Origin of the sequence: Streptomyces sp. NPDC059454, from assembly GCF_042749965.1 — a bacterium.
Lineage (GTDB): Bacteria > Actinomycetota > Actinomycetes > Streptomycetales > Streptomycetaceae > Streptomyces.
This window is the reverse complement of record NZ_JBHYVC010000015.1, coordinates 56,807-80,892: the sequence shown is the minus strand read 5'-3', so window position 1 is coordinate 80,892 and position 24,086 is coordinate 56,807. Positions and strand designations below refer to the sequence as shown.

Annotated in this window: 24 protein-coding genes and 2 pseudogenes; 19 read left to right on the top strand and 7 right to left on the bottom strand. The window is 73.9% G+C overall.

Annotated elements, in window-relative coordinates:
* Window positions 1–22 precede the first annotated feature (22 nt).
* From ACFXAE_RS13670 to ACFXAE_RS13650, 5 genes and pseudogenes are all read left to right on the top strand, one after another.
* Window positions 23–1,096 carry a zinc-binding dehydrogenase gene (locus ACFXAE_RS13670; RefSeq protein WP_384712831.1) on the top strand — a complete coding sequence of 358 codons (1,074 nt, stop codon included), beginning with the start codon at window positions 23–25 and terminating at the stop codon, window positions 1,094–1,096.
* A 106-nt stretch (window positions 1,097–1,202) separates the two neighbouring features.
* Window positions 1,203–1,799: a hypothetical protein gene (locus tag ACFXAE_RS13665; protein ID WP_384712828.1), complete on the top strand. Its 597-nt coding sequence runs from the start codon at window positions 1,203–1,205 to the stop codon at window positions 1,797–1,799.
* Window positions 1,800–1,803: 4 nt separating this feature from the next.
* Window positions 1,804–2,025, top strand: a pseudogene (locus ACFXAE_RS13660) (sodium-independent anion transporter); the annotation flags it as partial.
* A pseudogene (locus tag ACFXAE_RS13655) lies at window positions 2,022–2,446 on the top strand (ATP-binding protein). The pseudogenes ACFXAE_RS13660 and ACFXAE_RS13655, both read left to right, overlap by 4 nt.
* Before the next feature lie 149 nt (window positions 2,447–2,595).
* Window positions 2,596–2,946, top strand: coding sequence for an ArsR/SmtB family transcription factor (locus ACFXAE_RS13650; RefSeq protein ID WP_384712824.1), 351 nt, complete (start codon window positions 2,596–2,598; stop codon window positions 2,944–2,946).
* 109 nt (window positions 2,947–3,055) lie between these two features.
* Here the strand turns inward: ACFXAE_RS13650 and ACFXAE_RS13645 are convergent, their stop codons facing one another.
* Complete coding sequence (locus ACFXAE_RS13645; RefSeq protein ID WP_384712821.1) at window positions 3,056–3,505, bottom strand: SRPBCC family protein; 450 nt, start codon at window positions 3,503–3,505, stop codon at window positions 3,056–3,058.
* Window positions 3,506–3,603: 98 nt separating this feature from the next.
* Complete coding sequence (locus ACFXAE_RS13640; RefSeq protein WP_384712818.1) at window positions 3,604–4,245, bottom strand: class I SAM-dependent methyltransferase; 642 nt, start codon at window positions 4,243–4,245, stop codon at window positions 3,604–3,606.
* Window positions 4,246–4,364: 119 nt separating this feature from the next.
* Between ACFXAE_RS13640 and ACFXAE_RS13635 the strand changes: the two genes are divergently transcribed.
* Window positions 4,365–4,817, top strand: a complete 453-nt coding sequence (locus tag ACFXAE_RS13635; protein WP_384712815.1) for a flavodoxin family protein — start codon at window positions 4,365–4,367, stop codon at window positions 4,815–4,817.
* 18 nt (window positions 4,818–4,835) lie between these two features.
* On the opposite strand, the gene ACFXAE_RS13630 is transcribed toward ACFXAE_RS13635, so the two are convergent.
* The gene (locus tag ACFXAE_RS13630; RefSeq protein WP_384712812.1) at window positions 4,836–5,918 is read right to left on the bottom strand and encodes a YihY/virulence factor BrkB family protein; all 1,083 of its coding nucleotides are present in this window, start codon (window positions 5,916–5,918) and stop codon (window positions 4,836–4,838) included.
* A 104-nt stretch (window positions 5,919–6,022) separates the two neighbouring features.
* Here ACFXAE_RS13630 and ACFXAE_RS13625 point away from each other — a divergent pair, with 104 nt between their 5' ends.
* The 3 genes from ACFXAE_RS13625 (at window position 6,023) to ACFXAE_RS13615 (ending at window position 9,788) form a co-directional block, all read left to right on the top strand.
* Window positions 6,023–6,655: a GNAT family N-acetyltransferase gene (locus tag ACFXAE_RS13625; RefSeq protein ID WP_384712809.1), complete on the top strand. Its 633-nt coding sequence runs from the start codon at window positions 6,023–6,025 to the stop codon at window positions 6,653–6,655.
* A gap of 205 nt (window positions 6,656–6,860) precedes the next feature.
* The gene (locus ACFXAE_RS13620; RefSeq protein WP_384712806.1) at window positions 6,861–7,511 is read left to right on the top strand and encodes a lytic polysaccharide monooxygenase; all 651 of its coding nucleotides are present in this window, start codon (window positions 6,861–6,863) and stop codon (window positions 7,509–7,511) included.
* A gap of 279 nt (window positions 7,512–7,790) precedes the next feature.
* On the top strand, window positions 7,791–9,788 hold the full coding sequence (locus ACFXAE_RS13615; protein ID WP_384712958.1) for a DUF1996 domain-containing protein: 1,998 nt from the start codon (window positions 7,791–7,793) through the stop codon (window positions 9,786–9,788).
* A gap of 105 nt (window positions 9,789–9,893) precedes the next feature.
* On the opposite strand, the gene ACFXAE_RS13610 is transcribed toward ACFXAE_RS13615, so the two are convergent.
* A complete protein-coding gene (locus ACFXAE_RS13610) occupies window positions 9,894–10,862 on the bottom strand; it encodes a DMT family transporter (protein ID WP_384712803.1) in 969 nt (322 codons plus the stop codon).
* 98 nt (window positions 10,863–10,960) lie between these two features.
* The gene (locus ACFXAE_RS13605) at window positions 10,961–11,161 is read right to left on the bottom strand and encodes a hypothetical protein (RefSeq protein ID WP_384712800.1); all 201 of its coding nucleotides are present in this window, start codon (window positions 11,159–11,161) and stop codon (window positions 10,961–10,963) included.
* Between the two features lie 286 nt (window positions 11,162–11,447).
* Between ACFXAE_RS13605 and ACFXAE_RS13600 the strand changes: the two genes are divergently transcribed.
* Entirely contained in the window at window positions 11,448–11,636 is a 189-nt protein-coding gene (locus ACFXAE_RS13600; RefSeq protein WP_384712797.1) for a hypothetical protein, read from the top strand.
* A gap of 177 nt (window positions 11,637–11,813) precedes the next feature.
* A complete protein-coding gene (locus ACFXAE_RS13595) occupies window positions 11,814–13,943 on the top strand; it encodes a SpoIIE family protein phosphatase (protein ID WP_384712794.1) in 2,130 nt (709 codons plus the stop codon).
* Between the two features lie 27 nt (window positions 13,944–13,970).
* Here ACFXAE_RS13595 and ACFXAE_RS13590 read toward each other — a convergent pair whose 3' ends face one another.
* The gene (locus tag ACFXAE_RS13590; RefSeq protein ID WP_384712791.1) at window positions 13,971–16,565 is read right to left on the bottom strand and encodes a SpoIIE family protein phosphatase; all 2,595 of its coding nucleotides are present in this window, start codon (window positions 16,563–16,565) and stop codon (window positions 13,971–13,973) included.
* 153 nt (window positions 16,566–16,718) lie between these two features.
* On the opposite strand from ACFXAE_RS13590, the gene ACFXAE_RS13585 reads away from it, so the two are divergent.
* Complete coding sequence (locus tag ACFXAE_RS13585) at window positions 16,719–17,300, top strand: hypothetical protein (protein ID WP_384712788.1); 582 nt, start codon at window positions 16,719–16,721, stop codon at window positions 17,298–17,300.
* Window positions 17,301–17,318: 18 nt separating this feature from the next.
* On the opposite strand, the gene ACFXAE_RS13580 is transcribed toward ACFXAE_RS13585, so the two are convergent.
* Window positions 17,319–17,984: a GAF and ANTAR domain-containing protein gene (locus ACFXAE_RS13580; RefSeq protein WP_384712955.1), complete on the bottom strand. Its 666-nt coding sequence runs from the start codon at window positions 17,982–17,984 to the stop codon at window positions 17,319–17,321.
* A 194-nt stretch (window positions 17,985–18,178) separates the two neighbouring features.
* Between ACFXAE_RS13580 and ACFXAE_RS13575 the strand changes: the two genes are divergently transcribed.
* From ACFXAE_RS13575 to ACFXAE_RS13545, 7 genes are all read left to right on the top strand, one after another.
* Window positions 18,179–18,973, top strand: coding sequence for a restriction endonuclease (locus ACFXAE_RS13575; RefSeq protein WP_384712785.1), 795 nt, complete (start codon window positions 18,179–18,181; stop codon window positions 18,971–18,973).
* Window positions 18,974–19,007: 34 nt separating this feature from the next.
* A complete protein-coding gene (locus ACFXAE_RS13570; protein WP_384712782.1) occupies window positions 19,008–19,274 on the top strand; it encodes a hypothetical protein in 267 nt (88 codons plus the stop codon).
* Window positions 19,275–19,352: 78 nt separating this feature from the next.
* Window positions 19,353–20,228: an oxygenase MpaB family protein gene (locus tag ACFXAE_RS13565; protein WP_384712779.1), complete on the top strand. Its 876-nt coding sequence runs from the start codon at window positions 19,353–19,355 to the stop codon at window positions 20,226–20,228.
* A gap of 308 nt (window positions 20,229–20,536) precedes the next feature.
* Window positions 20,537–21,043 (top strand): SRPBCC family protein, encoded by a 507-nt coding sequence (locus ACFXAE_RS13560; protein ID WP_384712776.1) that lies wholly within the window; start codon window positions 20,537–20,539, stop codon window positions 21,041–21,043.
* Window positions 21,036–22,682 (top strand): phytoene desaturase family protein, encoded by a 1,647-nt coding sequence (locus ACFXAE_RS13555; RefSeq protein WP_384712774.1) that lies wholly within the window; start codon window positions 21,036–21,038, stop codon window positions 22,680–22,682. The genes ACFXAE_RS13560 and ACFXAE_RS13555 overlap by 8 nt, the downstream gene beginning before the upstream one ends.
* Before the next feature lie 45 nt (window positions 22,683–22,727).
* A complete protein-coding gene (locus ACFXAE_RS13550) occupies window positions 22,728–23,201 on the top strand; it encodes a hypothetical protein (protein WP_384712771.1) in 474 nt (157 codons plus the stop codon).
* Complete coding sequence (locus ACFXAE_RS13545) at window positions 23,198–24,073, top strand: SDR family oxidoreductase (RefSeq protein ID WP_384712768.1); 876 nt, start codon at window positions 23,198–23,200, stop codon at window positions 24,071–24,073. The genes ACFXAE_RS13550 and ACFXAE_RS13545 overlap by 4 nt, the downstream gene beginning before the upstream one ends.
* Window positions 24,074–24,086: the final 13 nt, after the last annotated feature.

Sequence of the window (24,086 nt, the reverse complement as noted above, 5' to 3'; positions counted from 1 at the left end):
AGCGAGAAGGGTGAGGATCGGCATGAAGGGCTACGTCTTCCACGGCCCCGGGCAGTCCGCCTGGGAGGAGGTCCCCGACCCGGCCGTCGAGGAACCCGGCGACGTCATCGTCCGCGTCGACGCCGTCACCGTCTGCGGCACGGACCTGCACATCCTCAAGGGCGACGTGCCCGAGGTCCGTCCGGGCACCGTCCTGGGCCACGAGGCGGTCGGCGAGATTGTCGAGACCGGCGGCGACGTCCGCACCGTGCGCCCCGGGGACCGCGTCCTGGTCTCCTGCATCTCCGCCTGCGGGCGCTGCGGCTACTGCCGCGAGAGCGTGTACGGCCAGTGCCGGGGCGGCGGGGGCTGGATCCTCGGCCACCTCGTCGACGGCACCCAGGCCGAATACGTACGCGTCCCGCACGCCGACCTGTCGGTGCACCCGCTGCCCGGCGCGGTCGCGAGCGAGGACGCCGTGCTGCTGGCCGACATCTTCCCCACCGCCTACGAGGTGGGCGTGCTCAACGGGCGGGTGCGTCCCGGTGACACGGTCGTCGTGGTCGGCGCCGGGCCCGTCGGGCTCGCCGCGATCGCCACCGCCCGGCTGTTCGGGCCCGAACGCGTCGTCGCCGTGGACGTGGCCGCCTCCCGGCTGCAGGCCGCGAAGGAGTTCGGAGCCGAGGCCGTCGCCGACGCGGACGAGGACCCCGGGCAGCTGATCGCGGACCTCACCGGCGGGCTCGGCGCGGACGTGGTCATCGAGGCGGTGGGGCTCCCGGAGACCTTCGAACTGTGTACCCGCGTGGTGCGGCCCGGCGGGCACCTGGCCAACGTCGGCGTGCACGGCGCGCCCGCCACGCTGCACCTCGAGGACCTGTGGACCAAAAACATCACCATCACCACCGGACTCGTCGACACCCGCTCCACCCCCACCCTGCTGCGGATGGCGGCCGCCGGCCGGCTGCCCACCCGCCGACTGGTCACCCACACGTTCCCGCTCGACCACATGCAGGAGGCCTACGACGTCTTCGGCAACGCCGCCGAGACCGGGGCGCTCAAGGTCGTCCTCGGCGTTCCGCAGCACGAGGTGGTGCCCGTGCACCCGACGGTCTGACGGGCGCGCCGGCGGATCGGGCCGTTCGGCCCATGCCGGAGCGGGCCGGCCGGGTCCACCCTGGAGTGAGGCGCCGTTCGCCACCCGCGTGAGGAGGTGACCTCCGATGGCGAGGACGCAGGGTGCGAGGCCCCGGAGGGTGCGGCTGTGGCGGTGGCGGAGGAACCCGCTGCGCCGCCGCAGCGATCTGGCCGAGGCCTGGCTGGTGCTTGCCACACTCGTCCTCGCCCTGCTGCTCGGGGCGTTCTCCGGTCTGACGGCGGCCGGGGCCGTGGACGGGTCGCTCGCCGAGCGCCGGGAGCGGGCCACCCCCGTCCCCGCCGTACTGGCCGAGGACGCCGCCGGGCTGTCCGTGCCGGTGACGGAGAACGGGGACGGCGGCGTATGGGCCAAGGTGCGGTGGACCGCCCCCGACGGCACCGGCCGCACGGGCCGGGCCGAGGTCGACCCGGGGAGTCCGGAGGGCACCGGGGTCACCGTGTGGACGGACCCCGCGGGCCGGCTGGTCTCCGCACCGCCCGACGGCGCGGAAGCCCGGTTCCAGACCGTCATGGCCGGTGCCACGGTCGCCGTCGCCGCCGGAGGACTGGTCCTGCTCGGCGGCCGGCTCGTCCGCGCCCGGCTGCAACTGCGGCGCCTGGCCGAGTGGGAGACCGAGTGGCGCCGGGTCGAGCCGTCGTGGCGCAAGCGCATGACGGGCTGAGACGAGGCGGCGCGGCATCGTCGTCATGGCGTCCGGTGTCCGTCCGGAGCACCGCCGGGTCCTCGCCTCCGTGGGCGTCCTGGAGCTGCTGCGGCACGAGGGCCGGGAGTACGCCACGACCCCCGGGGCGATCCGCGCCGCCCGTGACCACCTGGAACGCGACGGCGTCCTGCGGGCGGCGGGGCAGCCGGCCCCGGTGCCCGCGCCCACCCGGGAGGCGCCGTGACGACCTCCGCGCCGAACGCCCTGCCGTACCGTCACGTGCTCACCCTGCCCACGGGGCCCGGCGCCGTGCGCCTCGCCCGGGAAACGGCCGAGCAGGCCCTGGCGGAGTGGGGCATCGGCGAGCACCACCCGGCAGTGGGACCGGCGCTGCTGATCCTGAGCGAACTGGTGGCCAACAGCGTCCGGCACGCGGCCGGGTCTCCCCGCAGACGACGGTGATCTACGTGGCGGGTCCCGGGTGCCTGGTCTTCGCCGTGCACGACCGTCACCCCCACCGGCCGCGGCTGTCCGGGCCGGTGGGCGCCGGGACGGGCGGCCTGGCCACGGTCGTCGAACTGACTCACGGCCTGGGCGGCACCGCCGTGGTCCGGGGCGACGCCGACGGCCGGGGGAAGAGCGTCCGGATCACCCTCCCCCTGTGAGTTCACCGGCCCACGGCCACCGGACGGCGGGGATGTACCGAGTTGCTCATGTCGGAAAACGTCGGGGCGGACGCCGACGAACAGATGCGGCGATGGACCGGGGACCGGCCGTGCGGGCCGTGCTGCCGCGCCGGAAAGGGGACGGCACGATGACCACGCCGCTGTACCGGATGAAGGCCGAGTTCTTCAAAACACTGGGCCACCCCGCCCGCATCGGCGTGCTGGAACTGCTCAGCGAGCGGGAGCACGCGGTGGGGGAGATGCTTCCCGAGGTGGGTATCGAGCCGGCCCACCTCTCGCAGCAGCTGGCGGTGCTGCGACGGGCGAACCTGGTGGTCGGCCGCAAGGAGGGCTCGACCGTGTACTACTCGTTGACCAGCCCGCACGTGGCGGAGCTGCTGCGGGTGGCACGCACCATCCTGTCCGGCGTACTCGCGGGGCAGGCCGAACTGCTCGCCGACCTCCGGGCCGCACAGGGCGAACCGAAGCCCTTGCCGTAGACGGCCGCGGTCCCGGCCCGAAGGCCGGGACCGCGGGGGCCGTCGTGCCGGACGGGCCCGGGACGACGGCGGTGCGGGGCGAGGCCCGGACGGCGCCGTCCCGCGGCGGTCAGACCTCGCCGCGCCAGGCGCCCGTCTCCAGGCCACGCCGCTCGATGAACTCCTTGAACCGCTTCAGGTCACCACCGACCTGCCGCTTGACGAAGCCGAGCTTGTCACCCACGCTCTCGGTCACTCCCTGCGGGTCGAAGTCCATCTGCAGCATCACCTTGGTGGTGGTGTCCCGCACCCGGTGGAAGGTGACGACTCCGGCCTGCCTCGCCTCGCCGTCGACCGTGGTCCAGGCGACACGCTCGTCCGGGACCTGCTCGGTGATCCGGGCGTCGAACTCCCGCTCCACACCCCCGACCTTGGTCACCCAGTGGGTCAGCGTGTCGCTGCGCTGCTCGATGCGCTCCACGCCGCCCATGAACTCCGGGAAGCTCTCGAACTGGGTCCACTGGTTGTAGGCGGTGCGGACCGGGACGTCGACCTCGATCGATTCCTCTACCTGCGACATGTGTCGGCTACCTCGCTTTCCGATGGGGAACGGAACGCGAGTACCTGATTCTGCGCCGGTCAGTCATGGTGATCCCGTCGCGCCGGCCGGCCGAGGGGTCACGCCTCCACGCGGCGGCAGTGCAGGAAGAACTGCGGTTCCGGCCGGGCGTCGGGATGGGTCGGGGTGAACATCACGCTCTCCTGCGACTCCACCGTCAGGCCCGCCCCACGCACGAGGGCGACGACGTCCTCGGCCGCGAAACTGGTGACGCGCACGTCCTGTCCCATGAAGACGCCGTCGAACTCCTCCACGTCCAGCGGCACGGTGGCCAGCGCGAACAGGCCGCCCGGCCGCAGCGCCCGCGCCAGCCGGCGCACCAGCTGCGACTGCTCCGCACGGGACATCTGCAGCAGCGCGAAGTACACGCAGACCGCGTCGAACGAACCGTCCTCGAGCGGCATCCGGCGGATGTCGGCGCACCGGAACTCGGCCCCGGGCACCTGCCGGGAGGCGATCTCCACCATCACCGGGGACACGTCGACACCCAGCACCCGGTGACCGGCCCCGGCGAGCGCGGCGGCCGTGGGACGGCCCGTCCCGCTGCCCACGTCCAGCACCCTGCTGCCCGGCGCCAGCCCTTCGAGCAGCCGGTCCAGCGACGCCCGGTGCGCCGACGAGGAGGCGAACGCCTTCTCGTACTCGCCGCCCAGCGCGTCGAACACCGCCGCCGCCGGTGACCCGTGATCCTCGTCGACCAAGACGCACCCCGTCTCCGCGTACCGATGCGGGGCATCGTGCCATCCCCGTCCCGCCGTCACAACGGGACACCGCCCGTGGCGGCTTGCGGGCACGGGGCCCGGCGCGGCAGGGTCGGGGTGTGCCGACTCTGCTGATCGTCCACCACACGCCCTCGCCGAACTGCCAGGCGATGTTCGAGGCCGTCCTCTCGGGTGCCACCGCCGAGGAGATCGAGGGCGTCCGGGTGGTGCGGCGGGCGGCGCTGTCCGCCACCGCCGCCGACGTCCTGGACGCCGACGGCTACCTCCTCGGCACCCCGGCGAACCTCGGCTACATGTCGGGTGCGCTCAAGCACTTCTTCGACCAGGTCTACTACCCGTGCCTGGACACCACCCGGGGCCGGCCCTTCGGTTACTACGTGCACGGCGGGAACGACGTCACCGGCGCGGTGCGGGGCATCGAGTCGATCACGACGGGCCTCGGCTGGCGTCCCGCGGCCGACGGCGTGACCGTCACCGGCGAGCCGGACCGGGCCGCCGTCGGGCGGTGCTGGGAGCTGGGCGCCACGGTCGCCGCGGGCCTGATGTACTGAGCCCCGCCGCGGGCGGCGTCAGGTCTCGTCCATGCGCCGTCGGTCCTGCTCGTCCCAGGCCCGGGTGTCGCGCGGCTGCATGTACGGCTCCGCCTGAGGCGGATGGCCCCCGGCGATGGCCCGCTGCCGGGCGATCTCCGCGTCGAACTCCAGCCCCAGCAGAATGGCCAGATTGGTGATCCACAGCCAGATCAGGAACACGATGACGCCGGCCATCGTGCCGTACGTCTTGTTGTACGACCCGAAGTTGGCGACGTAGAGGGCGAATCCGGCGGACGCGACCAGCCAGATCACCAGCGCCAGGAAACTACCCGGAGTGATCCATCGGAACCCCTTGACCTTGGCGTTCGGAGCCGCCCAGTACAGCAGCGCGATCATGATGACGACCAGGACGACCAGCACCGGCCACTTGGCGATCGACCACACGGTCAGCGCGGTGTCGCCCAGGCCGAGCAGGTCGCCCGCCTGACGGGCCAGCCCGCCGGTGAAGACCACGATCAGCGCACTGATCACGGCCATTGTCATCAGGACGACCGTCACCCCGAGCCGTACCGGCAGCACCTTCCACACCGGGCGCCCCTCGGGCATGTCGTAGACCGCGTTCGCCGCGCGCATGAACGCCGCCACGTAGCCCGACGCCGACCAGATGGCCAGCACCAGACCGGCGATCGCCACGATCGACCCGATGCCCGCGTTGCCCTGCAGCTGCTGGACCGCCCGGGTGATGATGTCGCGGGCCGCGCCGGGGGCGGTGAGCTCCTGGAGGTTCTCCAGCACCTTGTCCGTGGTGGACCTACCGGTGAGGCCCAGGATCGACACCAGGGCCAGCAGCGCCGGGAACAGCGCCAGCACGCCGTAGTACGTCAGGGCCGCGGCCCGGTCGGTGAGCTCGTCGTCCTTGAACTCGCGCAGACTGCCTTTGAACGCCGCGCCCCACGCCCCCTTCGGGAGTTTGCCCGGTGTGTCCGGCGCCGCCCGCTCCACCGCGTCACTGGGCCCGGGATCGTCCGCCGCCGCGTCGCTTCCGTGACCCGGACGGGGCTCGTCCGTCGTGTTCTCGTCGGCCTGCCGGCCGTTCCGCCCCGGGATATGCAGCTTCATGCCCTCCTGGGTAACCAGGTACCGGCGGGCTAAGCCGTGGATCCGGGTCTCGACCTGCCGGGAAAGGGTTGTTGGAGCGCTCCCAGGGATGCAGGATGCCAGGCATGACCGAGTCCCCCAGGATCCGCCCGTACCGCCGCGAGGACCGGCAGGCCCTCGACGACATCTGTATCCGCACCGCGCACAACGGCCAGGACAGCCGCCCTCACTACACCGATCCCGGCGTCTTCCCCGACACCTTCGCGGCGCCCTACGTCCATCTGGAGCCGGAGCTGGCGTTCGTGCTGGACGACGGCCGGGGCCGGGCGGTCGGCTACATCGTCGGCACCGCCGACACCGTCCGCTTCGCCAGAGCCTTCCGCGCCGTGTGGCTGCCCCTGGTCGCCGGCCGCCATCCCGAGCCGTCCGGCCCGCCGGCCACCCCGGACGAGACGATCGCCCGGCTCCTGCACCACCCCGAGCGGATGATCGTCCCGGAACTGGCCGCCTGGCCGGCCCACCTGCACATCGACCTGCTGCCCGACTGGCAGGGGCGCGGCTACGGCAGGCAGTTGATGCGGACCTTCCTCGGGGCCCTGCGGGACGGGGGAGTGCCGTCCGTCCACCTCGTCATGGCGACGGCCAACAAGTCCGCCCGGGCCTTCTACGACCGTATGGGCTTCGAGGAGATCGACGCGCCGATGGACGACTCGGTCGTCTGCCTCGGCCGTACGACGCGCGACCTCGACGGGCTCTGAGGGACCGGCGCCCGTCTCCGTCGAACGCGTCGAATGCGCCACCGCCCGTGCGGAAGTGGCGCAAATGCGCATTGCCGCTCCGCTTCGACGGGCGCAGCCTGTGCACTGGGAGCGCTCCCATTGTTGCCGTGGGGGCGCGCACCCGCATCCCCACGACCCCCACAGCGGAAAGAAGGAACCCGTGACTTGGCATGGTCATGACTTATTGTCGTTCCGGTCCCGTCTGTCGCTCGCCCTGACCGTGGCCGTCGCCGCGCTGCTCTGTCTGATCCCCTGGAGCGGTACCGCCGTCGCCCACGGCTCGGTGGTCGACCCCGCGTCCCGCAACTACGGATGCTGGCAGCGCTGGGGGAGCGACTTCCAGAACCCGGCGATGGCGCAGGAAGACCCGATGTGCTGGCAGGCGTGGCAGGACGACCCCAACGCCATGTGGAACTGGAACGGCCTCTACCGCAACGGCTCCGCCGGCAACTTCCAGGCCGTGGTCCCCGACGGCCAACTGTGCAGCGGCGGGCACGCCGAGGGCGGGCGCTACAACTCCCTCGACACGGTGGGCGCCTGGAAGACGACGGACGTGAACGACAACTTCACCGTCAAGCTGTACGACCAGGCCAGCCACGGCGCGGACTACTTCCTCGTCTACGTCACCCGGCAGGGCTTCGACCCCACCACCGAGCAGCTGGGCTGGGACGATCTCCAGCAGGTGGCCCGCACCGGCTCGTACGCGCCCAGCCAGAACTACTCGATCCCGGTGAGCACCTCCGGCCTCAGTGGCCGCCACGTCGTCTACACGATCTGGCAGGCCTCGCACATGGACCAGACGTACTTCCTGTGCAGTGACGTGAACTTCGGCTGAACCGTCGGCACTTCACCGCTCCCGTCCCCAGGTCCCCGCCGGGCCGTACGAGTTCGGCGGGGATCCGGTGTGTACGGGACCGGGGCCTTCTGAGATTTCCCGAAGAATCCGTGAGGCCTTTGAACACACGGCGGCCCGCCCGCGTATGGGGCGTGGGAATCCCCTGCCCACCCCCCGCGACAGAAGCGTAGGAGTACCGCCTTGGCACGCAACACACGCAGACGCCCCAAACAGCGCGCGACGCTCGCCGCCTTCGCCCTGATCCTGGGCGGAGGCGGGATGATGGCGGCCAACGTCTACGCTTCCGCGACGGAGGAGGGCGCGCCGGGCAACGGCCAGGTCCTCTCGGGCGCCACGATCGACTGCCCGGACGTGGCCACCGAACTGACGTCGGTGCCGCAGGAGGCGCGGGCGGAGGTCGACAGGGAACTCGCCGCGCTCGACGCGCAGATCGCCGATGCCTACAAGCGGCTCGGGGAGTCGGCCGAGGCTCTCCGGCAGGATCCGGGCTTCGCGGACAACGCGATCGCCGGGCCACTCGAGGAGAAGCGTTCCGCGACCCTCGCGCGCATCGCGACCGCCATCGACCGGGTCGGAGACCGGCCCGCGGGCCTCGAGGAACTCGCCGCCTGCGCCGTGCGTGAATCCGGCAACGCCACACAGCCGGACGCCGGGCAGGAGGGTGAGGGCGCCGGGGACGCCGGCAACGAGGACGCCGGCAACGAGGGCGAGCAGGCGGGCGGCGGAGGCGACGGCCAGGACCAGCAGGGCCAGGGTCAGGGCGAGGGCCAGGGCGGAAACGGCGGTCAGGCCGGCAACGGGCCCGTCGCCGGCGACTACGTCGACATCGAGAGCGTCCAGCCGAACGTCTCCGAGCCGGAGCAGACGGAGAGCGCCTCTCGCGGCACCTTCACCAGCGAGTGCGGCGTCAACGAGAACGGCCTGTTCAACTCGGACAACGTGATCGCCGCTCCGGGTGTCGCCAACGGCGCCCACCACTTCCACGACTACATCGGCAACCAGGCCACCAACGCCTTCTCCAGCGACGAGGACCTGGCGCAGGCGGACACCAGTTGCGCGGACCAGGGCGACAAGTCGTCGTACTACTGGCCGGTGCTGCGGCTGCAGAACGGGACCCAGGAGCAGGACGCCCAGTCCCCGGGCGGCGGCATCGAGGGCAACGCCGGTGAGATCGTCACGCCCAAGGAGGTCACCCTGACCTTCGTCGGCAACCCGCGGGGCGAGGTCACCGCCATGCCGCGGCTGCTGCGCATCATCACCGGCGACGCCAAGTCGTTCGTCAACGGCCCCGCCAACGCCAACGCGTCCTGGAGCTGCACCGGCTTCGAGGACCGCCAGCTGACCGACAAGTACCCGCTGTGCCCGCAGGGCAGTGACGTGGTGCGCAGCTTCGACTTCCAGAGCTGCTGGGACGGCCGCAACATCGACAGCGCCAACCACCGTACGCACATGGCGTTCGCGGACGAGGCCGGCAACTGCCCGACCGGCTTCAAGCCCGTGCCGCAGCTGGTGCAGCGGATCGTCTACGACGTCGACGCGCCGAGCCTCGAGGACGGCGGCGAGACGACCCCGCTGTTCGCGGTGGACTCCTTCCCGGAGCAGCTGCACAAGCCGATCACGGACCACGGTGACTTCATCAACGTCTTCGACGAGGACCTGATGAACGAGGTCGTCGACTGCATCAACGAGGGCCGCACCTGCGGTGCCGGTGACGGCGGCAACGGCGGTGACGGCGGCGGCAACGGCAACGACGGCGAACCGGGTGAGGAGCCCCAGCAGCCGGAAGAGCCCCAGCAGCCGGAGGAGCCCACGGCCACGCCCGACGACCCGGGCCAGGGCGGCGACGGCGACGGCAACCAGGGCGACGGCGCCGACAAGCCCGGCGACGACGGCAGTCAGGGCGACGACGGACAGGAGCAGCCGTCGGAGACCCCGGCCGCCGAGGAGCCCGCGGAGGGCGACGGCACCGACCGGCCCGAGCAGCCCGACGTCAAGGCGTCCACCCCGGCCGAGGACGCCGGCGCCGGAGACCAGGACGGCGGCGACAAGGGCGGCGAGGACGACGGCGGCCAGGCGGCCCAGGCCGCCGAGGTGCCCGGCAGCCTCCCCGAACTCGGCACCGAGAACCGGTCCCAGGCACAGGGCGAGACCGGCAGCCTCGCCGAGACCGGCACCCAGCTCTGGCCGGCCGCGCTGGGCGGAATGCTGGTGATCTTCGGGTTCTTCGTCCTGCGGAGCGTGAGGCGCGCGGCCTGATCCACCGCACCGCGTGAACGGCGGCAGGACCCGTGACGGGTCCTGCCGCCTCGCGTTTCCCTCCCCCCTCGCACCGATGCGGTGCAGGAGCGGGAGGTCGTGGGCTCACCGGTTCGAGGCGTCGGCCAAGGCGTCCGGTTCACCGGCCGTGGAGGAGCCGCCTCGTCCGGACCGGGCGGCACGGAACCGGCGCAGGCCCGCCGGCACACCCAGCGCGCCCGACCCCAGGGCGACCCCGGCGCCGACCAGGACGCTGCCCACCGCCTGGGCCGCACCGTAGGAGCCGGTGCCGACGAGCGGCGCGGTGCACGCGGCCGCCACCGGGATCAGGCCGGAGAACAGGGTGGCCCGCTCGGCACCGATCCGCTGCATGCCCATGTACCAGCACACGAAGCCGATGACGGTGACCACCACCGCCTGCCACAGCAGCGCCGTCGCCTCGACCACGTCCGGGCGGCGCAGCCACGCGGACCCGTCGAGCAGCAATCCGGCCGCCGCCGACTCGACCGCGGCGACGCAGCACACCGTGGCGGACAGCAGACGGGGGCCCAGGGGCCGCAGCACGGGCACGGCCAGTACGGCGAACCCGACCTCCCCGACGAGCGCGCACAGCGAGAAGGCGAGGCCCGCCCCGTCCGTACGCCCCCAGCCCTGCACGGTGAAGGCGCCGACGGCCACCGCCGACGCCCCGTACAGCACCGCCCGCCTCGGCCGTCGGCCGTCCAGCAGGGGGACGAGGACGGCGACGACCACGGGCGCGCAGCCCACGAAGACGCCGGGCACCGCCGGTTCCGCGGTCCGCTCCGCGGCCAGGACGGCCAGGTTGAACCCGACCATGCCGACCGCGGCGAGCAGCGCCAGCCGGGCCCACAGGCGGGGCGGGAGCGACCGCAGCCTCGCGGCGGCGCCCCGGCCGGCCAAGGGGATCAGCAGCAGACAGGCCAGTGCGTACCGCAGGAACTGACCGCCCGCGTACGGGTAGTCGCCGAGGACGCTGTTGGCGGTGAAGGAGCCTCCGACGAGGACACAGGCGAGCGCGGCGAGCAGGGCCCCGCGCGTGGTGACGGCGTTCATGACACCGACGCTAGAAAGGACGGCGGCCCGCCAGGAGGTCCACTTCCGCCCCGCCATCGGGGACCGATCCGGCCGGGAGGCCGTTCCTCCGGGAGAAGCTACTCCTTCTTCTTCTTCTTCTTCCAGGGGCCGACGCCCGGCTTCCCCGTCGTCCCGAGGTCGAGTTCGGGGACGACCGTCACCGGGTCCGCGCCGGACTCCGCCCGCACCTGGACATGGGGGACGTCGACCGCCGCGCCCGCCTCGACCGTGCTGCGCCACACCAGGCCGGCCCAGGCGCCCTCGCCCGGCTTCAGCACGAGCGGCAGGGCCGGGCCGTCCGCCCCGTGCCGCCCGCGACGGAACCGCCGTCGCGCAGCACGTGGACGCCGGGACAGCCGTGCAGCGAGCGGTGACCGACAGGGCGCCGGCGAGGACGACGGCAAGGGAGAGGGAGCCGGTGCGCATACGAGGAGTCGATCAGTACCGGCCGCAGTCGGCTGTGACGGAAGCCATGCCTTCGGCCACCGGTGTGTGACACTTGGCGTCAGGGCCGCGGTGCTGTCCGAGGGGGGAGCGTCGACCGGCCGCGAGAGGGGAGTCGTCGTGGACGAGGGAACGGTGCGCACACACGAGGACACGGACGCGGCGGCGACCGCGCGGCACGCCCGCTTCGGGCACCTTCCGGAACCGGTCCGGGCGGAGGACATGGTCGAGGAGCGCCCGGCCGCCGCGCCGGACCCGGCCCGCGACGCCTATGACCCGGACGAGTGGCTGGTGCGCTACTGCCTGTGAGAGCGCCGCGGAGGGGTGCGGGCCCGCCGCCACGTCCTCGTACGGGGGAATGTGCCCCCTGCGCGCGTCAGGAGTGGTGTGCGGGGTAGGACCGCCGTACGCCTCCGCCGGTACGGGAGGCGTGCACGTACCCCCTGACGGGCGGCCGGCCTTCCCGTCACCGGACCGGAGGACAGCATGTCCGGGATCGACGAGCCGCTCCTGAGCCGCGGATCGCTGGACGACGCCCTGGGGGCGGCGCTGGCCGACACGGTGCGCGGCACCGGTGCCTCGGCCGGAGGGCTCTACCTGTCCGAGGGGACGACCGGTTTCCTGCGCCTGGTGTGGCTGTGCGGCCTGCCGGCCGAGTTCTTCGAGCCCTGGCAGCGGCTGGCCCCGGCCAGTCCGCTGCCGGTCGCCGACGCCGTCCGCGGCGGCCGGCTCGTCTGGATCGGCGGCCACGACGAGATGGCCCGCCACTATCCCCGCGCCGCCGCCGTCCTGCCCTACCCGTTCGCTCTGGCCGCGCTGCCGGTGACCGGGATGCGGCGCCCCTGGGGCGGCCTGGTGCTGATGTGGCCCGCCGACCGGCCGAGACGGCTCACGGCCAGGGAACGGCACAACATCACCACCGGCGCCCGCCGCTTCGCGCGGATCCTGGACGACTCCGACGAGCCGCCCACCCTGTCCGACCGGACGCGGATCGTCCCGCCGAACGCCGTGACCCGGCCCGCGCAGACCGACCTGGCCGCCTCCGACTACGTGGAACGCCTGCCCGAGGGCGCCGTCTCCCTCGACCTGGAGGGACGGATCACCTTCCTCAGCACCGCCGCCGCCCGGCTGCTCGGCCGGGGCGCGGAACGGCTCCTCGGCACCCGCCCGTGGGAGGCCCTGCGCTGGCTGGACGACCCGGTCTACGAGGACCACTACCGCACCGCCCTGGTCAGCCGCTCGCCCGTCGCCTTCACCGCCCGCCGCCCGCCCGGCCAGTGGCTGGTCTTCGAGCTCTACCCCGACACCAGCGGCATCAGTGTCCGGGTCGCCCCGCGCGCCGGGCACCCCATGGACGACCCGGCACCCGGCACCGCGCGGCGCCCCGCACCGGCACCCACCGGACGCCTCTACCAACTGGTCCACCTGGCCGCCGCGCTCACCGAGACGGTCACCGTGCGGGACCTCGTCGAGCTGATCGCCCACCAGATCCTGCCCGCCTTCCAGGCCCAGGGCCTGGTGCTGTCCGCCGCCGACGCCGGCCGGCTGACGATCACCGGCCATCACGGTTACGACCCCGACGTCGTGGAACGCCTGGACGCCCTGAGCCTGGACACCGATCTCACCCCCGCCGGTGACACCCTGGCCGCCGGCGCCCCCGCCTTCTTCGCCGACCGGGCCGAGATCGCCGCCCGCTACCCCAAGGCGCCCCTGCTCAGCGACAAGGAGGCCTGGGCCTTCCTGCCGCTGGTCATCTCGGGCCGGCCGGTGGGCTGCTGCGTCCTGTCGTACGACCGGCCGCACACCTTCGGCGCCGACGAGCGCGCCGTCCTCACCTCCCTGGCCGGACTGATCGCCCAGGCCCTGGACCGCGCCCGCCTGTACGACACCCAGCACCGTCTGGTCGGCGAACTGCAGCGGGCCCTGCTGCCCCGCGCGCTGCCCGCTCTCCCCGGCCTCGACGTCGCCGCCCGCTATCTGCCCGCCGGACACGGCCTCGACGTCGGCGGCGACTTCTACGACGTCCTGCGCCTCGACGACACGACCGCCGCCGCCGTCATCGGGGACGTCGAGGGCCACAGCGTCACCGCCGCCGCGTTCACGGGCCAGGTCCGCACCGCCCTGCACGCCCACGCCACCGCCGGCGCGGCGCCCGACGAGGTGCTCGCCCGCACCAACCGGCTGCTGTCGGACCTGGACTCCGACCTGCTGGTGTCCTGCCTCTACGCCCACATCGACCTGGCCCGCCACCAGGTGACCCTGTCCAGCGCCGGCCATGTGCCCCCGCTGCTGCGGCACGCGCCCGGCCGGGCCGGGGTGCTGGACGTCGAGCCGGGACCGCTGTTCGGCATCGACCTCGGCGCCCGCTACCCGGTCACCACCGTCGACCTGCCCCCCGGCGCCGTCCTCGCCCTCTACACGGACGGCCTGGTGGAGGCCCCCGGCACCGACGCCACCCGGACCACCCGCGGCCTCGCCGAGTCCCTGGCCGCCGCCGACGACCCCGACCCGCAGCGGCTCGCCGACCGGCTGCTGCACCCGGCCCGCCGCCAGGCGCAGCAGGCCGACGACATCACCGTCCTCCTGCTCCGCGCCACCCGCACCCCGCCCGTCTGACCACCGGCGGTGGCGGCCGGGCGGCGGTCAGCGGCCGGGCCGCCAGTCGTACGCCGTCAGCAGCAGCGCCACGTCGTCCGGGCGGTCCTCGGCCCGGCGGGCCGTTCCGACCAGCCGGTCGGCGAGTTCCTCGACCGAGTCGGTGCGGCTGCGCGCCAGACAGCGCCGGACCACCTCGATGCCCGTCTCGATGTCACCGCCGGGCGTCTCGACGAGCCCGTCCGTGTACAGCGCGAGAACGCTGCCGGGGGCCAGGGTGAGCGCCGTGACCGGGTAGACGGCCTCCGGCTGCACCCCGAGCAGCACGCCACCGGGCAGGTCCAGGCTCTCGGTGTGCCCGTCGGGATGACGCAGCAGGGGCGGCGGATGACCCGCCCGGACGGCCAGGGCGCGGCCGGTGGCCGGGTCGAGCTCGATGTAGCAGCAGGTGGCGAAGACGTCCGTCTCCAGCTCCGCCAGCAGCCGGTTGGTGTGGGTGATGACCTCCTGCGGCGGCCGGCCGCTGGCGGCGAAGGCGTGCACCGCGCTGCGCAGCTGCCCCATGACGGCGGCGGCCCCGACGCTGTGCCCCTCGACGTCGCCGATGACCAGCGCCACCCCCCGCCCCGTCCTGATCACGTCGTACCAGTCGCCCCCGATGGCCATGCCCTGGGTGCCGGGCAGGTAGCGGCCGGTGGTGAGCATCCGGTCGATGACGGGCAGCCGGTGCGGCAGCAGTCCCTCCTGCAGCCCCCGGGCGACGGCGGACTCCGCGTCGTAGAGCCGGGCCCGCTCCATCGCCTGCGCGGTCAGACCGCCCAGCGCGGTCAGCGCGGTGCGCTCCTCGGGGGCGAACCGGTGCGGCGCGTTCCAGCCGAGGATGCAGGAGCCGACCGGATGGCCGGAGGCGATCAGCGGCAGGAACGCCCAGGCGTTCATCGGGTCCAGGAGGAGCTGGGGGTAGGCGTTGACCAGCGCTTCCGGTGACTCGAAGAAGAGCGGGAGCCGGGTGGTCAGGGCGTGCACACCGGGCAGGTTCGCGTTGAGCGGCACACCGTCGAAACCGTCGAGGAAATGCTCCGGATAGCCGGACTCCCACAGCAGGTACATCCGGTCGTCACGGATCGTGTACAGGGCGATCTCCTGCGCGCCGAACGCGGGCAGCAGCTGCTCGGCGACGGCCAGGCAGACGTCCCGGACGGTGACGGCCTCGGTCAGCACACTGGCCATCTGCACGACGTGGTAGAGGGCTCCCGCGCGCGCCGTCGCGACCAGTTCAGGCGCCGCCGCCGCGGTCTCCTCGCCGGCCGGGGCCAGGGACCGGCCCGGCTCGGCACCGGCGGGGGCGCCGGTGCGGAAGACGCGGCCGGTCAGCCCGTGCACGCCGGGATGGAGCACGAACCCCAGCCAGACGCCGTCCGGGTCGTGCACCAGGTACGACACCGGCTCCTGCGACAGCATCGCCGCCCGGTAGCGGTCCTCGTACGCCGGATCGCGCAGCCATGGGAGCACGTCCCACGGGTAGTGGCCCAGCATGTCCTCCAGATCGCAGCCCAGCAGTTCCTGGCAGCGGCGGTTGGCGTAGACGACCCGGCCGTCCTGGTCCAGGGAGAACACCCCGTCGGGCAGCCGCTCGGCGGCCTCCGCCGCGGTGGCCCCGCCGGCCGCGTCGACGAGGGCGCCCACCAGGAGCCGGGCGGCCCCCTCCGCCCGTACGACGTGCCCCCACAGTTCGACCGGCCGGTAGCGGATTCGCCCGTCGTCCCCGGCCTCGTCCAGCACTCTGAATTGCCGGCCCCTGATCTGCCCGGTGTCCGTCGCCTCCCGCCGGCCCGCCCGCAGTTCGTACAGGTCGTCGGGGGACACCCGGTCCTCGACCTCCGCCATGGTGCCGCCGAACTCCCCCCGGGCGACACCCAGCAGGGACAGCGCGTCCTCGTCCCCGGACCACCGGTCGCTGTCCAGGTCCCACTCGACCATGCCGACCGACACGGCCCGGACGGGCGGCGTGGGCAGCCGCACGCTGACCGGCTGGTCGTCGTAGTCGATGCCGTACGCGACGGCGTCCGCGCCCTCCCGGCCGGGCACCCGGCGGGCGAACCCGGTGAGGCGCTCCTCCATGTCCCGCCCCGCGTCGCGCAGCGCCGCCCGCACCGTCTGCTCGTCCATCGGCTCCCGGGCGGCCGACCGCAGAACGGCCAGGACGCCCACGGGCTCGCCGCCGACGTGCACCGGGTGGAAGGCGGAACCGAACGAGTACGGCAGCGCGGCGGTGAACTGCGGGAAGCGCAGCATCATGGCCCGCTCGTCCGGCAGCCACAGGCTCTCGCTCCTGCGGTACGCCTCGGACATGGGCAGCGCGCCGCCCACGGGAACCCGCCACCAGGTCATCAGCAGGGAGCGCGGGACGCCGGCCACCACGCACAGCACCAGCGAGCGCCGGTCCCGCGAGCGCAGGTACACCAGTCCGCCGTATCCGCCGATGCCCTGGACCGCCGCCACCGCGGGCTCCGCGAGCGCGTCCTCGATCCGGGCCGCCGGATTCGCGGTCCGGAGTTCTTCCGCGCCCGGCCTCTCCCCGGTGCCGCGGCCGGGCCCGCCCGCCGGCCGCTCCGCGCGCGGTGCGGCGGCTGCATCATCCATGTCGCACCCTCCCGGTGCGGACGCACGGGACATCCGTTCGCTTTCCACCAGGATGTGCCATGCCGGACGGTCCGGCGCGACGGAGCCGCAACCTTTGGGTCATCCCGGTCGTCTCACCCGATACCAGAAGGATGCGAGCCCAGGGGGCTGAAAATGCTACAAAAGAGAATGATCTGCGCGACCCTCGTGCTCGTGGGCGCCACGCTGGCGACGGCGGCCGTCCCGGCCGTCGCCACCCCGGCGGCGGCGGCCCGGGCCGCGGCGTGCCCGACCGGCTGGGGCAGCCTGCCCAAGTCCGACTCCGACAGCACGGCCACGCCGGTACGGGACATCAGGACCGGGCGGCACGCCTGCCACGACCGTATGGTCGTCGATCTGCCCGGCGCCGCGCGTGGCGGCCTCGGCTACTCCGTCCGGTACGTCGACCGCCTCCACCAGGACGGATCGGGCCGGCACATTCCCGTCTCCGGCGGCGCCGTCCTCGAGGTGCGGGTGGCCGCGCCCTCGTACGCCCCCGAGACCGGCGAGCCCACCTATCCCGCGCGCGCCGGACGCCCCCTGCCGGGCGTGGACCTCACCGGGCACCGGACGTTCAGGGACGCGCGGTTCGCGGGCAGTTTCGAGGGCGAGACCCGGATCGGGCTCGGCGTGCGGGCGCGGCTGCCGTTCCGGGTGCTGCGGCTCGACGGCCACCTCGTGATCGACGTCGCCCACACCTGGACCGCCGGCCGCTGAGCGCCTGCCGCCGGGCGGTCACCGCTCCAGGGCGCCCGTCTCGCAGACCTGGCGCGCCACCTCGCGCAGTTTGGTGTTGGTGCGCTGGGACCGGGTGCGCAGGAGGTCGAAGGCCTGGTCCTCCGTCACGTGGTGGCGGCCCATCAGGATGCCCATCGCCTCGCCGATCAGATGCCGCGTGGCGATGGCGTCCTGCAGCTGGGCGTCGGACTTGGCGGTGGAGAAGGCGACCGCCGCGTGGGAGGCCAGCAGCCAGCCGGCCGTCTCGCTGTCCTCGGTGAACATGCCCGGCTTGTGGGAGTACATGTTGAGGGCTCCCAGCTCCTCCTCCCGCGTGTACAGCAGGAAGCCCATCATGCTGCCCACCCCGAGCTCCCGGCAGCGCGGCACGAAGGACGTCCAGCGTTCGGGGTCCGCGGTGAAGTCGGGGATGCGGAAGACGCGCTCGGCCCGGTCGGGCCGGGCCGCGTCGAAGCAGGGCCCTTCGCGCAGGCGCCCCTGGAGGTGGTCGCTGTCGGCCACGAACTGCGCGGTCGGCGCCAGCGAACTCACCCGGTCCCCCCGCAGGACGAGGATCCCGGAGGCGTCGCAGCCGTCGACGAGTTCCACCGCCTTGTGCGTGATCTGCTCCAGGGTCGAGTCGAGGGTGTGCTCGGCCAGGAGGTCACGCGCCATGGAAGCCATCTGCCGCGCGAAGTTCCGCCAGTCCACCGTCCGCCTCCCGGGTTGCCGCAGTCAGCACACACCGCCTCTACCCCGCACCGATGTGCGGCACGCCGGTGAACGGCCCGATCCGGGGCAGACGGCGTAAGTGATCTTCGGGAGCCCTCCGGGCCCCGGGTGCACGTCCTGCCGGCCGCGAGAGAGGAACCACCAGGGTGACCACGCACCGGAGCCGTACGCGTCCGCTGCCCCGCGGGCGGCGCTTCGACCTGCGGGCGACGGCCATGTTCTTCGGCCTGCTCGCCACGGCCCTGATCGTCGCCGGCTTCGCGGTGCGCGCGCTGGCCCCAGTCGTGCAGCGGCGCCCGGTGTGGGTCGTCGTCCTGCTGTGTGTGGCCGTCGCGGTCCTGCTGGCCCACGGACGCAGACGGCGGCGGCCGTCCGCGGCGAGGATCGCCCGCCGGGCGGGCGAGGCCCTGGAACAGGCCACGTCGACGGCGCTCGACGCCCTGGACGACCCCGTCCCGTCCCCGTTCCCGCCCGTGATCCCCGCACCGGCCGGGCCCTGCGACGACGTCCTCCCCACGGCCGTCGTGCCCGTCGCCCCGGGCATCGACCACGACGCCCTGACCCCCGAGGAGTTCGAGGCGGCGATAGCCGACCTGTGCGTGCGGGACGGCTGCGCGCGGGTGGAGGTCGTCGGGGGAGCGGGGGACCTGGGCGCCGACGTGACGGCCCTGACCCCCGACGGCCGCCGCCTCGTCGTCCAGTGCAAGCGCTACGGCGACGACAACAAGGTGGGCTCGCAGGACCTCCAGCGCTTCGGCGGCACCTGCTTCACCGTCCACGGGGCGGACGTCGCCCTCGTGGTCACCACCAGCGACTTCACCGCGCCGGCCGTCGAGTACGCCGAGCAGTGCGGCATCGTGTGCGTGAACCGCGACGCCCTGCTCGCCTGGAGCGAGGGACGGGTGCCGGAACCCTGGGCGGCGGGCGCGGGCGAGGAGTAGGCCGGTTGTCAGTGCCGGATGCCACCCTGCCGGTATGGACGAACTGGAGTTCATGCGCGGCAGGGTCTACGGGGCGGACCACGACGATCCGGGCCCGCGCGAGGGACGGGCGTACGTGGAGCTGGCCGGGGGCCCGCTGGACGGACTGCTGCTGGACGTCACCGGCCGAGGCGAGACGGAACTGAGGCACGGCGTCGGCCTGCCCACCGAGATGGGCCGCTACGGCGCGGGCGGCCGCGCGGTGTACGTGCCTCGCGGCACCGGCGCCCGGGTGTACGACTGGCGGGGTGACGTTCCCTAGCCGTCCGGCCGGGTACCGGGCAGGTGTGACCGTGGACGCCGACGGGCCGTCGGGGCGCGCGAGGAAGTGGAGCGAGCCATGGGAGTGCTGACGGAAGGCGGCTCGATGCTGCGCGACCGGGTCGGCCGGGCGATCTTCTCCCGGGTCGCCGGACCGGACGGCCCGGACAACAGCGCACGCATCCACGGCACGCCCGGCCCGCGCTGGTACGGCCCCGACCGGCCGGTCAGGAGGGTGCACGGGGACGCGTCGATGTTCATCGGCGGACTGTCGGCCCTGCTGCTGCAGTCGCTCCACCCGCTGGCCATGGCCGCCGTCGCCGGACACTCCGGGTTCCGCGGCGATCCCTGGGGGCGCCTGCAGCGGACCAGCACCTTCCTCGCCGTCACCACGTACGGCACCGCCGACAGCGCCCAGCGGGCCGTCGACCGGGTGCGGGCCGTCCACGAGACGGTGCGCGGCACCACCGCCGACGGCAAGGAGTACCGGGCGTCCGACCCCCGTCTGCTGTGCTGGGTGCACATCGCCGAGGTCGACATGTTCCTGCGCGCCCACCAGCGTTACGGCGCCCGTCCGCTGGACGACGAGGGCTGCGACGGATACGTCGCCGACATGGCGCGCGTCGCCACCGCGCTCGGCGTGCCCGACCCGCCGGTCGACCGCGCCGGACTCGCCGAGCGGCTGGCCGCCTACCGCGGCGAGCTGCGCACCACCCCCGAGGCCCGCTCCACCGCCCGCTTCCTGCTGCTCAACCCGCCCGTCCCGCTGCTCGCCCGGCTGCCGTACGGCGTCCTCGCGGCCAACGCCGTGTCCCTGCTGCCCGGCTGGGCCTCCCGCGCCCTGTGGCTGCCCCGCATACCCCCGGCCGAGGGCGTCTGCGTACGCCCCCTGGGCACCGCCGTCACCGCGGTCATCCGCTGGGCCCTGGCCCCCACCCGCGACACGACGGCCTGACACCGAGTGCGTTCACCGCGGGCAGTCGTACCTCCCCCCGTGCCTCAAGGCCCGGGATGTGCCCCAGGGCGGTGGGGGCGCCTCCCGTTCAGGGGGTTCCCCCGCTCGAGCGAAGCCGGGAGCGGGGGAGGTGCCCGCAAGCGCCGGGCCGCGCGGTCCACCCCCGGCCCACACCGACGCGGCGCACCCCGTACGGCGCCGGGCTGCGCGGACCCCCACCTCCGCACCGGCGCAGGCCCGCCGGTTGACCCCGGTCAGAAGGGGCACTCAGTGCTGACTGACGTCACGTACGGACACGGGAGGCCGAAGTGGCGGTTCGCCATCATCTGATCAGCACGAGCCCGCAGTCCGTCTGGGCCGTCCTGGAGGACGGCACCCGGTACGCGGACTGGGTGGTGGGCACCTCCTCGTCGAAACCGGTGCGCGGACACTGGCCGCAGGTCGGCTCGGCGATCGGCTACGAGGTGAGGTTCGGACCCCTGAGCCTGACCAACGAGACCGTCGTCCGGCGCCGTGTGCCGGGCGAGGCGCTGGAGCTGGAGGCCAAGGCCGGCCCCCTCGGCACGGCCCGCATCGCCATCGAGCTGCGGCCCTGGGGCGACCACTGCCTGGTCATCGTGGACGAGCACCCTCTGCGGGGGGCCGGCGGCACGGTGCACAACGTGGCCGTGGAGGCCCTGATCCAGATCCGTCACCGCACGATGCTCGCCAGGCTGGCGAAGATCTGCGAGACCGACGCGGCCGAGGCGGAGCGGCACCGGTCCCTCGGCCAGGTGGTGTCACCGGCCCCCGACGAGGGAGGCGCCCGTGCCTGACGCCGTGGTGATCGGGGCCGGCCCCAACGGGCTGGTCGCGGCCAACCTGCTCGCCGACGCCGGCTGGAGCGTCGAGGTGCTGGAGGAGCAGCCGGAGCCCGGCGGCGCCGTCCGCCACGACCGGGGCGCCCACCCCGAGTTCGTCAGCGATCTCTGCAGCTCCTTCTACCCCCTCGCCGCCGCCTCCCCGGTCGTCGCCGGGCTGCGCCTGGAGCGTCACGGGCTGCGCTGGAGCCATGCCCCGCACGTGGTCGCGCATCCCCTGAGCGACGGCCGGTGCGCGGTTCTCGACCGTCGTGTCGACGTCACCGCCGACTCGCTGGAGGCCTTCGCGCCGGGCGACGGGGCCGCCTGGCGCCGCCTGCACGACATGTGGGAGGACCTCCGGCCGGATCTCCTGGACGCCCTGTTCACTCCCTTCCCGCCCGTCCGTTCCGGGATCCGGCTGGCCGTCAGGCTGCGCGGCACGGGCGGGCTGCGCATGGCGCGCACCCTGGTCCTGCCGGTGCGCCGTATGGCGGAGGAGGAGTTCCGGGGCGAGGGCGGAGGACTGCTGCTGGCCGGGAACGCCCTCCACGCCGACCTGGCACCGGAGGCCGCGGGCAGCGGCGGCTTCGGCTGGCTGATGTCGATGCTCGGACAGACGTACGGCTTCCCCGTGCCGGCCGGCGGCGCCGGAGCCCTCACCGAGGCCCTGGCACGCCGCCTGGAGACGCTCGGCGGGGTACTGCGCTGCGGCAGGCGCGTCGACCGGATCCTTGTACGCGACGGCCGGGCGGCGGGGGTGCGCACGGCCGACGGCGAGACGTTCGCGGCCGGCCGCGCCGTCCTCGCGGACGTCGCCGTGCCCGCCCTGTACCGCGAACTCCTCGGCCCCGAGGACGTTCCCGCCCAGCTGCTGTCCGACCTGCGGCGTTTCCAGTGGGACTTCGCCACCTTCAAGGTCGACTGGGCGCTGGACGGCCCGGTGCCCTGGAGCTGCGAGCAGGCCGCGGGCGCCGGCACCGTCCACCTCGCGGACGGCATCGACGAACTCACCCGCTTCGCCGCCCAGCTCGCCACCGGCAGCGTCCCGGACCGCCCCTTCTGCCTGTTCGGCCAGATGACGACCGCCGACCCGTCCCGCTCCCCGCAGGGCACCGAGTCCGCGTGGGCCTACACCCACGTGCCCCACGACGTCACCGGCGACGCGGGCGAGGACGCGCTCACCGGTGCCTGGGACGCCAAGGAGCAGGAACTCATGGCCGACCGCGTGGAGCGCCAGGTGGAACGCTTCGCGCCCGGCTTCCGGGACAGGATCCGGGCCCGGCGCGTCCTCGCCCCGCCCGCCCTCCAGTCCCTCGACCGGAACCTGCACGGCGGCGCCATCAACGGCGGCACCACGGCCATGCACCAGCAGCTGTTCTTCCGCCCGGTCCCCGGCACCGGGCGCCCCGAGACGCACGTCAAGGGCCTGTACCTGGCGTCCGCCGGCGCCCACCCGGGCGGCGGCGTGCACGGCGCGCCGGGTGCCAACGCCGCACGCGCCGCGCTGCGCCGGTCCTTCGCGCCGGGACTGACCGGGGCGCAGCGGCTGCTGGCCCGCCGCGACCGCACCGGCCGCCGGCAGCCCGACAGGGGAGGGAACGGCGGTGGCTGACCGGTGCGCACGACCCCATCGACCACGACCGAAGGAGGCGGGACGATGACCCGACACGACGAGGGCCCCGACCTCGCCCACCGGCGTCCCGAAGGCGTGAGCGACGAGACGGTGGAGGCGCTCGGCTCGCTCTCGAAGGCGCTGGAGACGACCGAGCGGGCCCGCGGCCACCTCTACAGCTTCCACCAGCTCACCGGCACCGCCGACCTCGAACTCGACCGGACGGTCGAACTGCTGCGCAAGGCCGGTCTCCCGGACTGGGCGGACACGGTGCGGACCCAGGTGCTGGGCCGCAACGTGATCCCCGGGCACTGGACGTTCCAGATCGTCGAGGCCTACGACGCCACGTACTACCGCCCGTTCAAGGAGATCGGACAGGCCGCCGTCGAGGAACTGGCCGAGGGCCGGGACCACCTCTACGAGGCCGAGATGAAGGAGGCCCGCCGGACCGCCGGCCACCCCGACCACACCGCCCGCCCCGACACCGGCCCGCCGCCCCGCGAAGGGGGCGGACGATGAGCGGCGGCCCGCTGCGTGACCGTACCGTCGTGGTCACGGGCGCCGCACGCGGGATCGGCGCGGCCCTGGCCCGTGATCTCGCCGGGCGCGGCGCCCGGATCGCGCTGCTCGGCCATGAGAGGGCCGGGCTGGAAGCGGTGGCGGAGAGCCTGCCCACGCGGACCTGGGTGTGCGAGCTCGACATCACCGACGAGGCAGCCCTGGAGCGGGCCGCGGAACAGGTCGGGCCACGCCTCGGCACCCCCTCCGCCGTGGTGGCCAACGCCGGTGTCGCGGAGGGCGGCCCGTTCGTCACCTCGGACCCGGCCCTGTGGCGCCGCGTGATCGACGTCAACCTGACGGGCAGCGCGGCCACGGCCCGTGCCTTCCTGCCGGATCTGCTGGCGACGCAGGGCTACTACCTCCAGGTCGCCTCGCTGGCCTCGATCGGCGCCGCCCCGATGATGAGCGCCTACTGCGCCTCCAAGGCGGGTGTGGAGGCCTTCGCCCACTCCCTGCGCGCCGAAGTGGCGCACCACGGTGTCGCCGTCGGCATCGGCTACGTGAACTGGACCGACACGGACATGATCCGCGACGCGGACCGCCATCCCGTGCTGCGGGAGCTGCGCGGCCACATGCCGCCGCCGGCCCGGCGCCTGTACCCGGCCGACCAGGTCGCCGCCCGGCTCGCGGCCGCGGTGGAACACCGCAGCACGGCCGTCTACGTGCCCCGTTGGCTGCGTCTGGCACAGGCGGCGCGTGCCGCGCTGCCCCCGGTCGTGCTGCGGGTGGCCCGCCGGGAACTGGCCCGGCTGGAGGCCGAGGACCCGCTGCGGCACACCGGGCTCCTCGGCGCCGGCGGCGAGGCCGACCGGGCCCGGACGCGTCCCTGACCGGGCCGGCCGC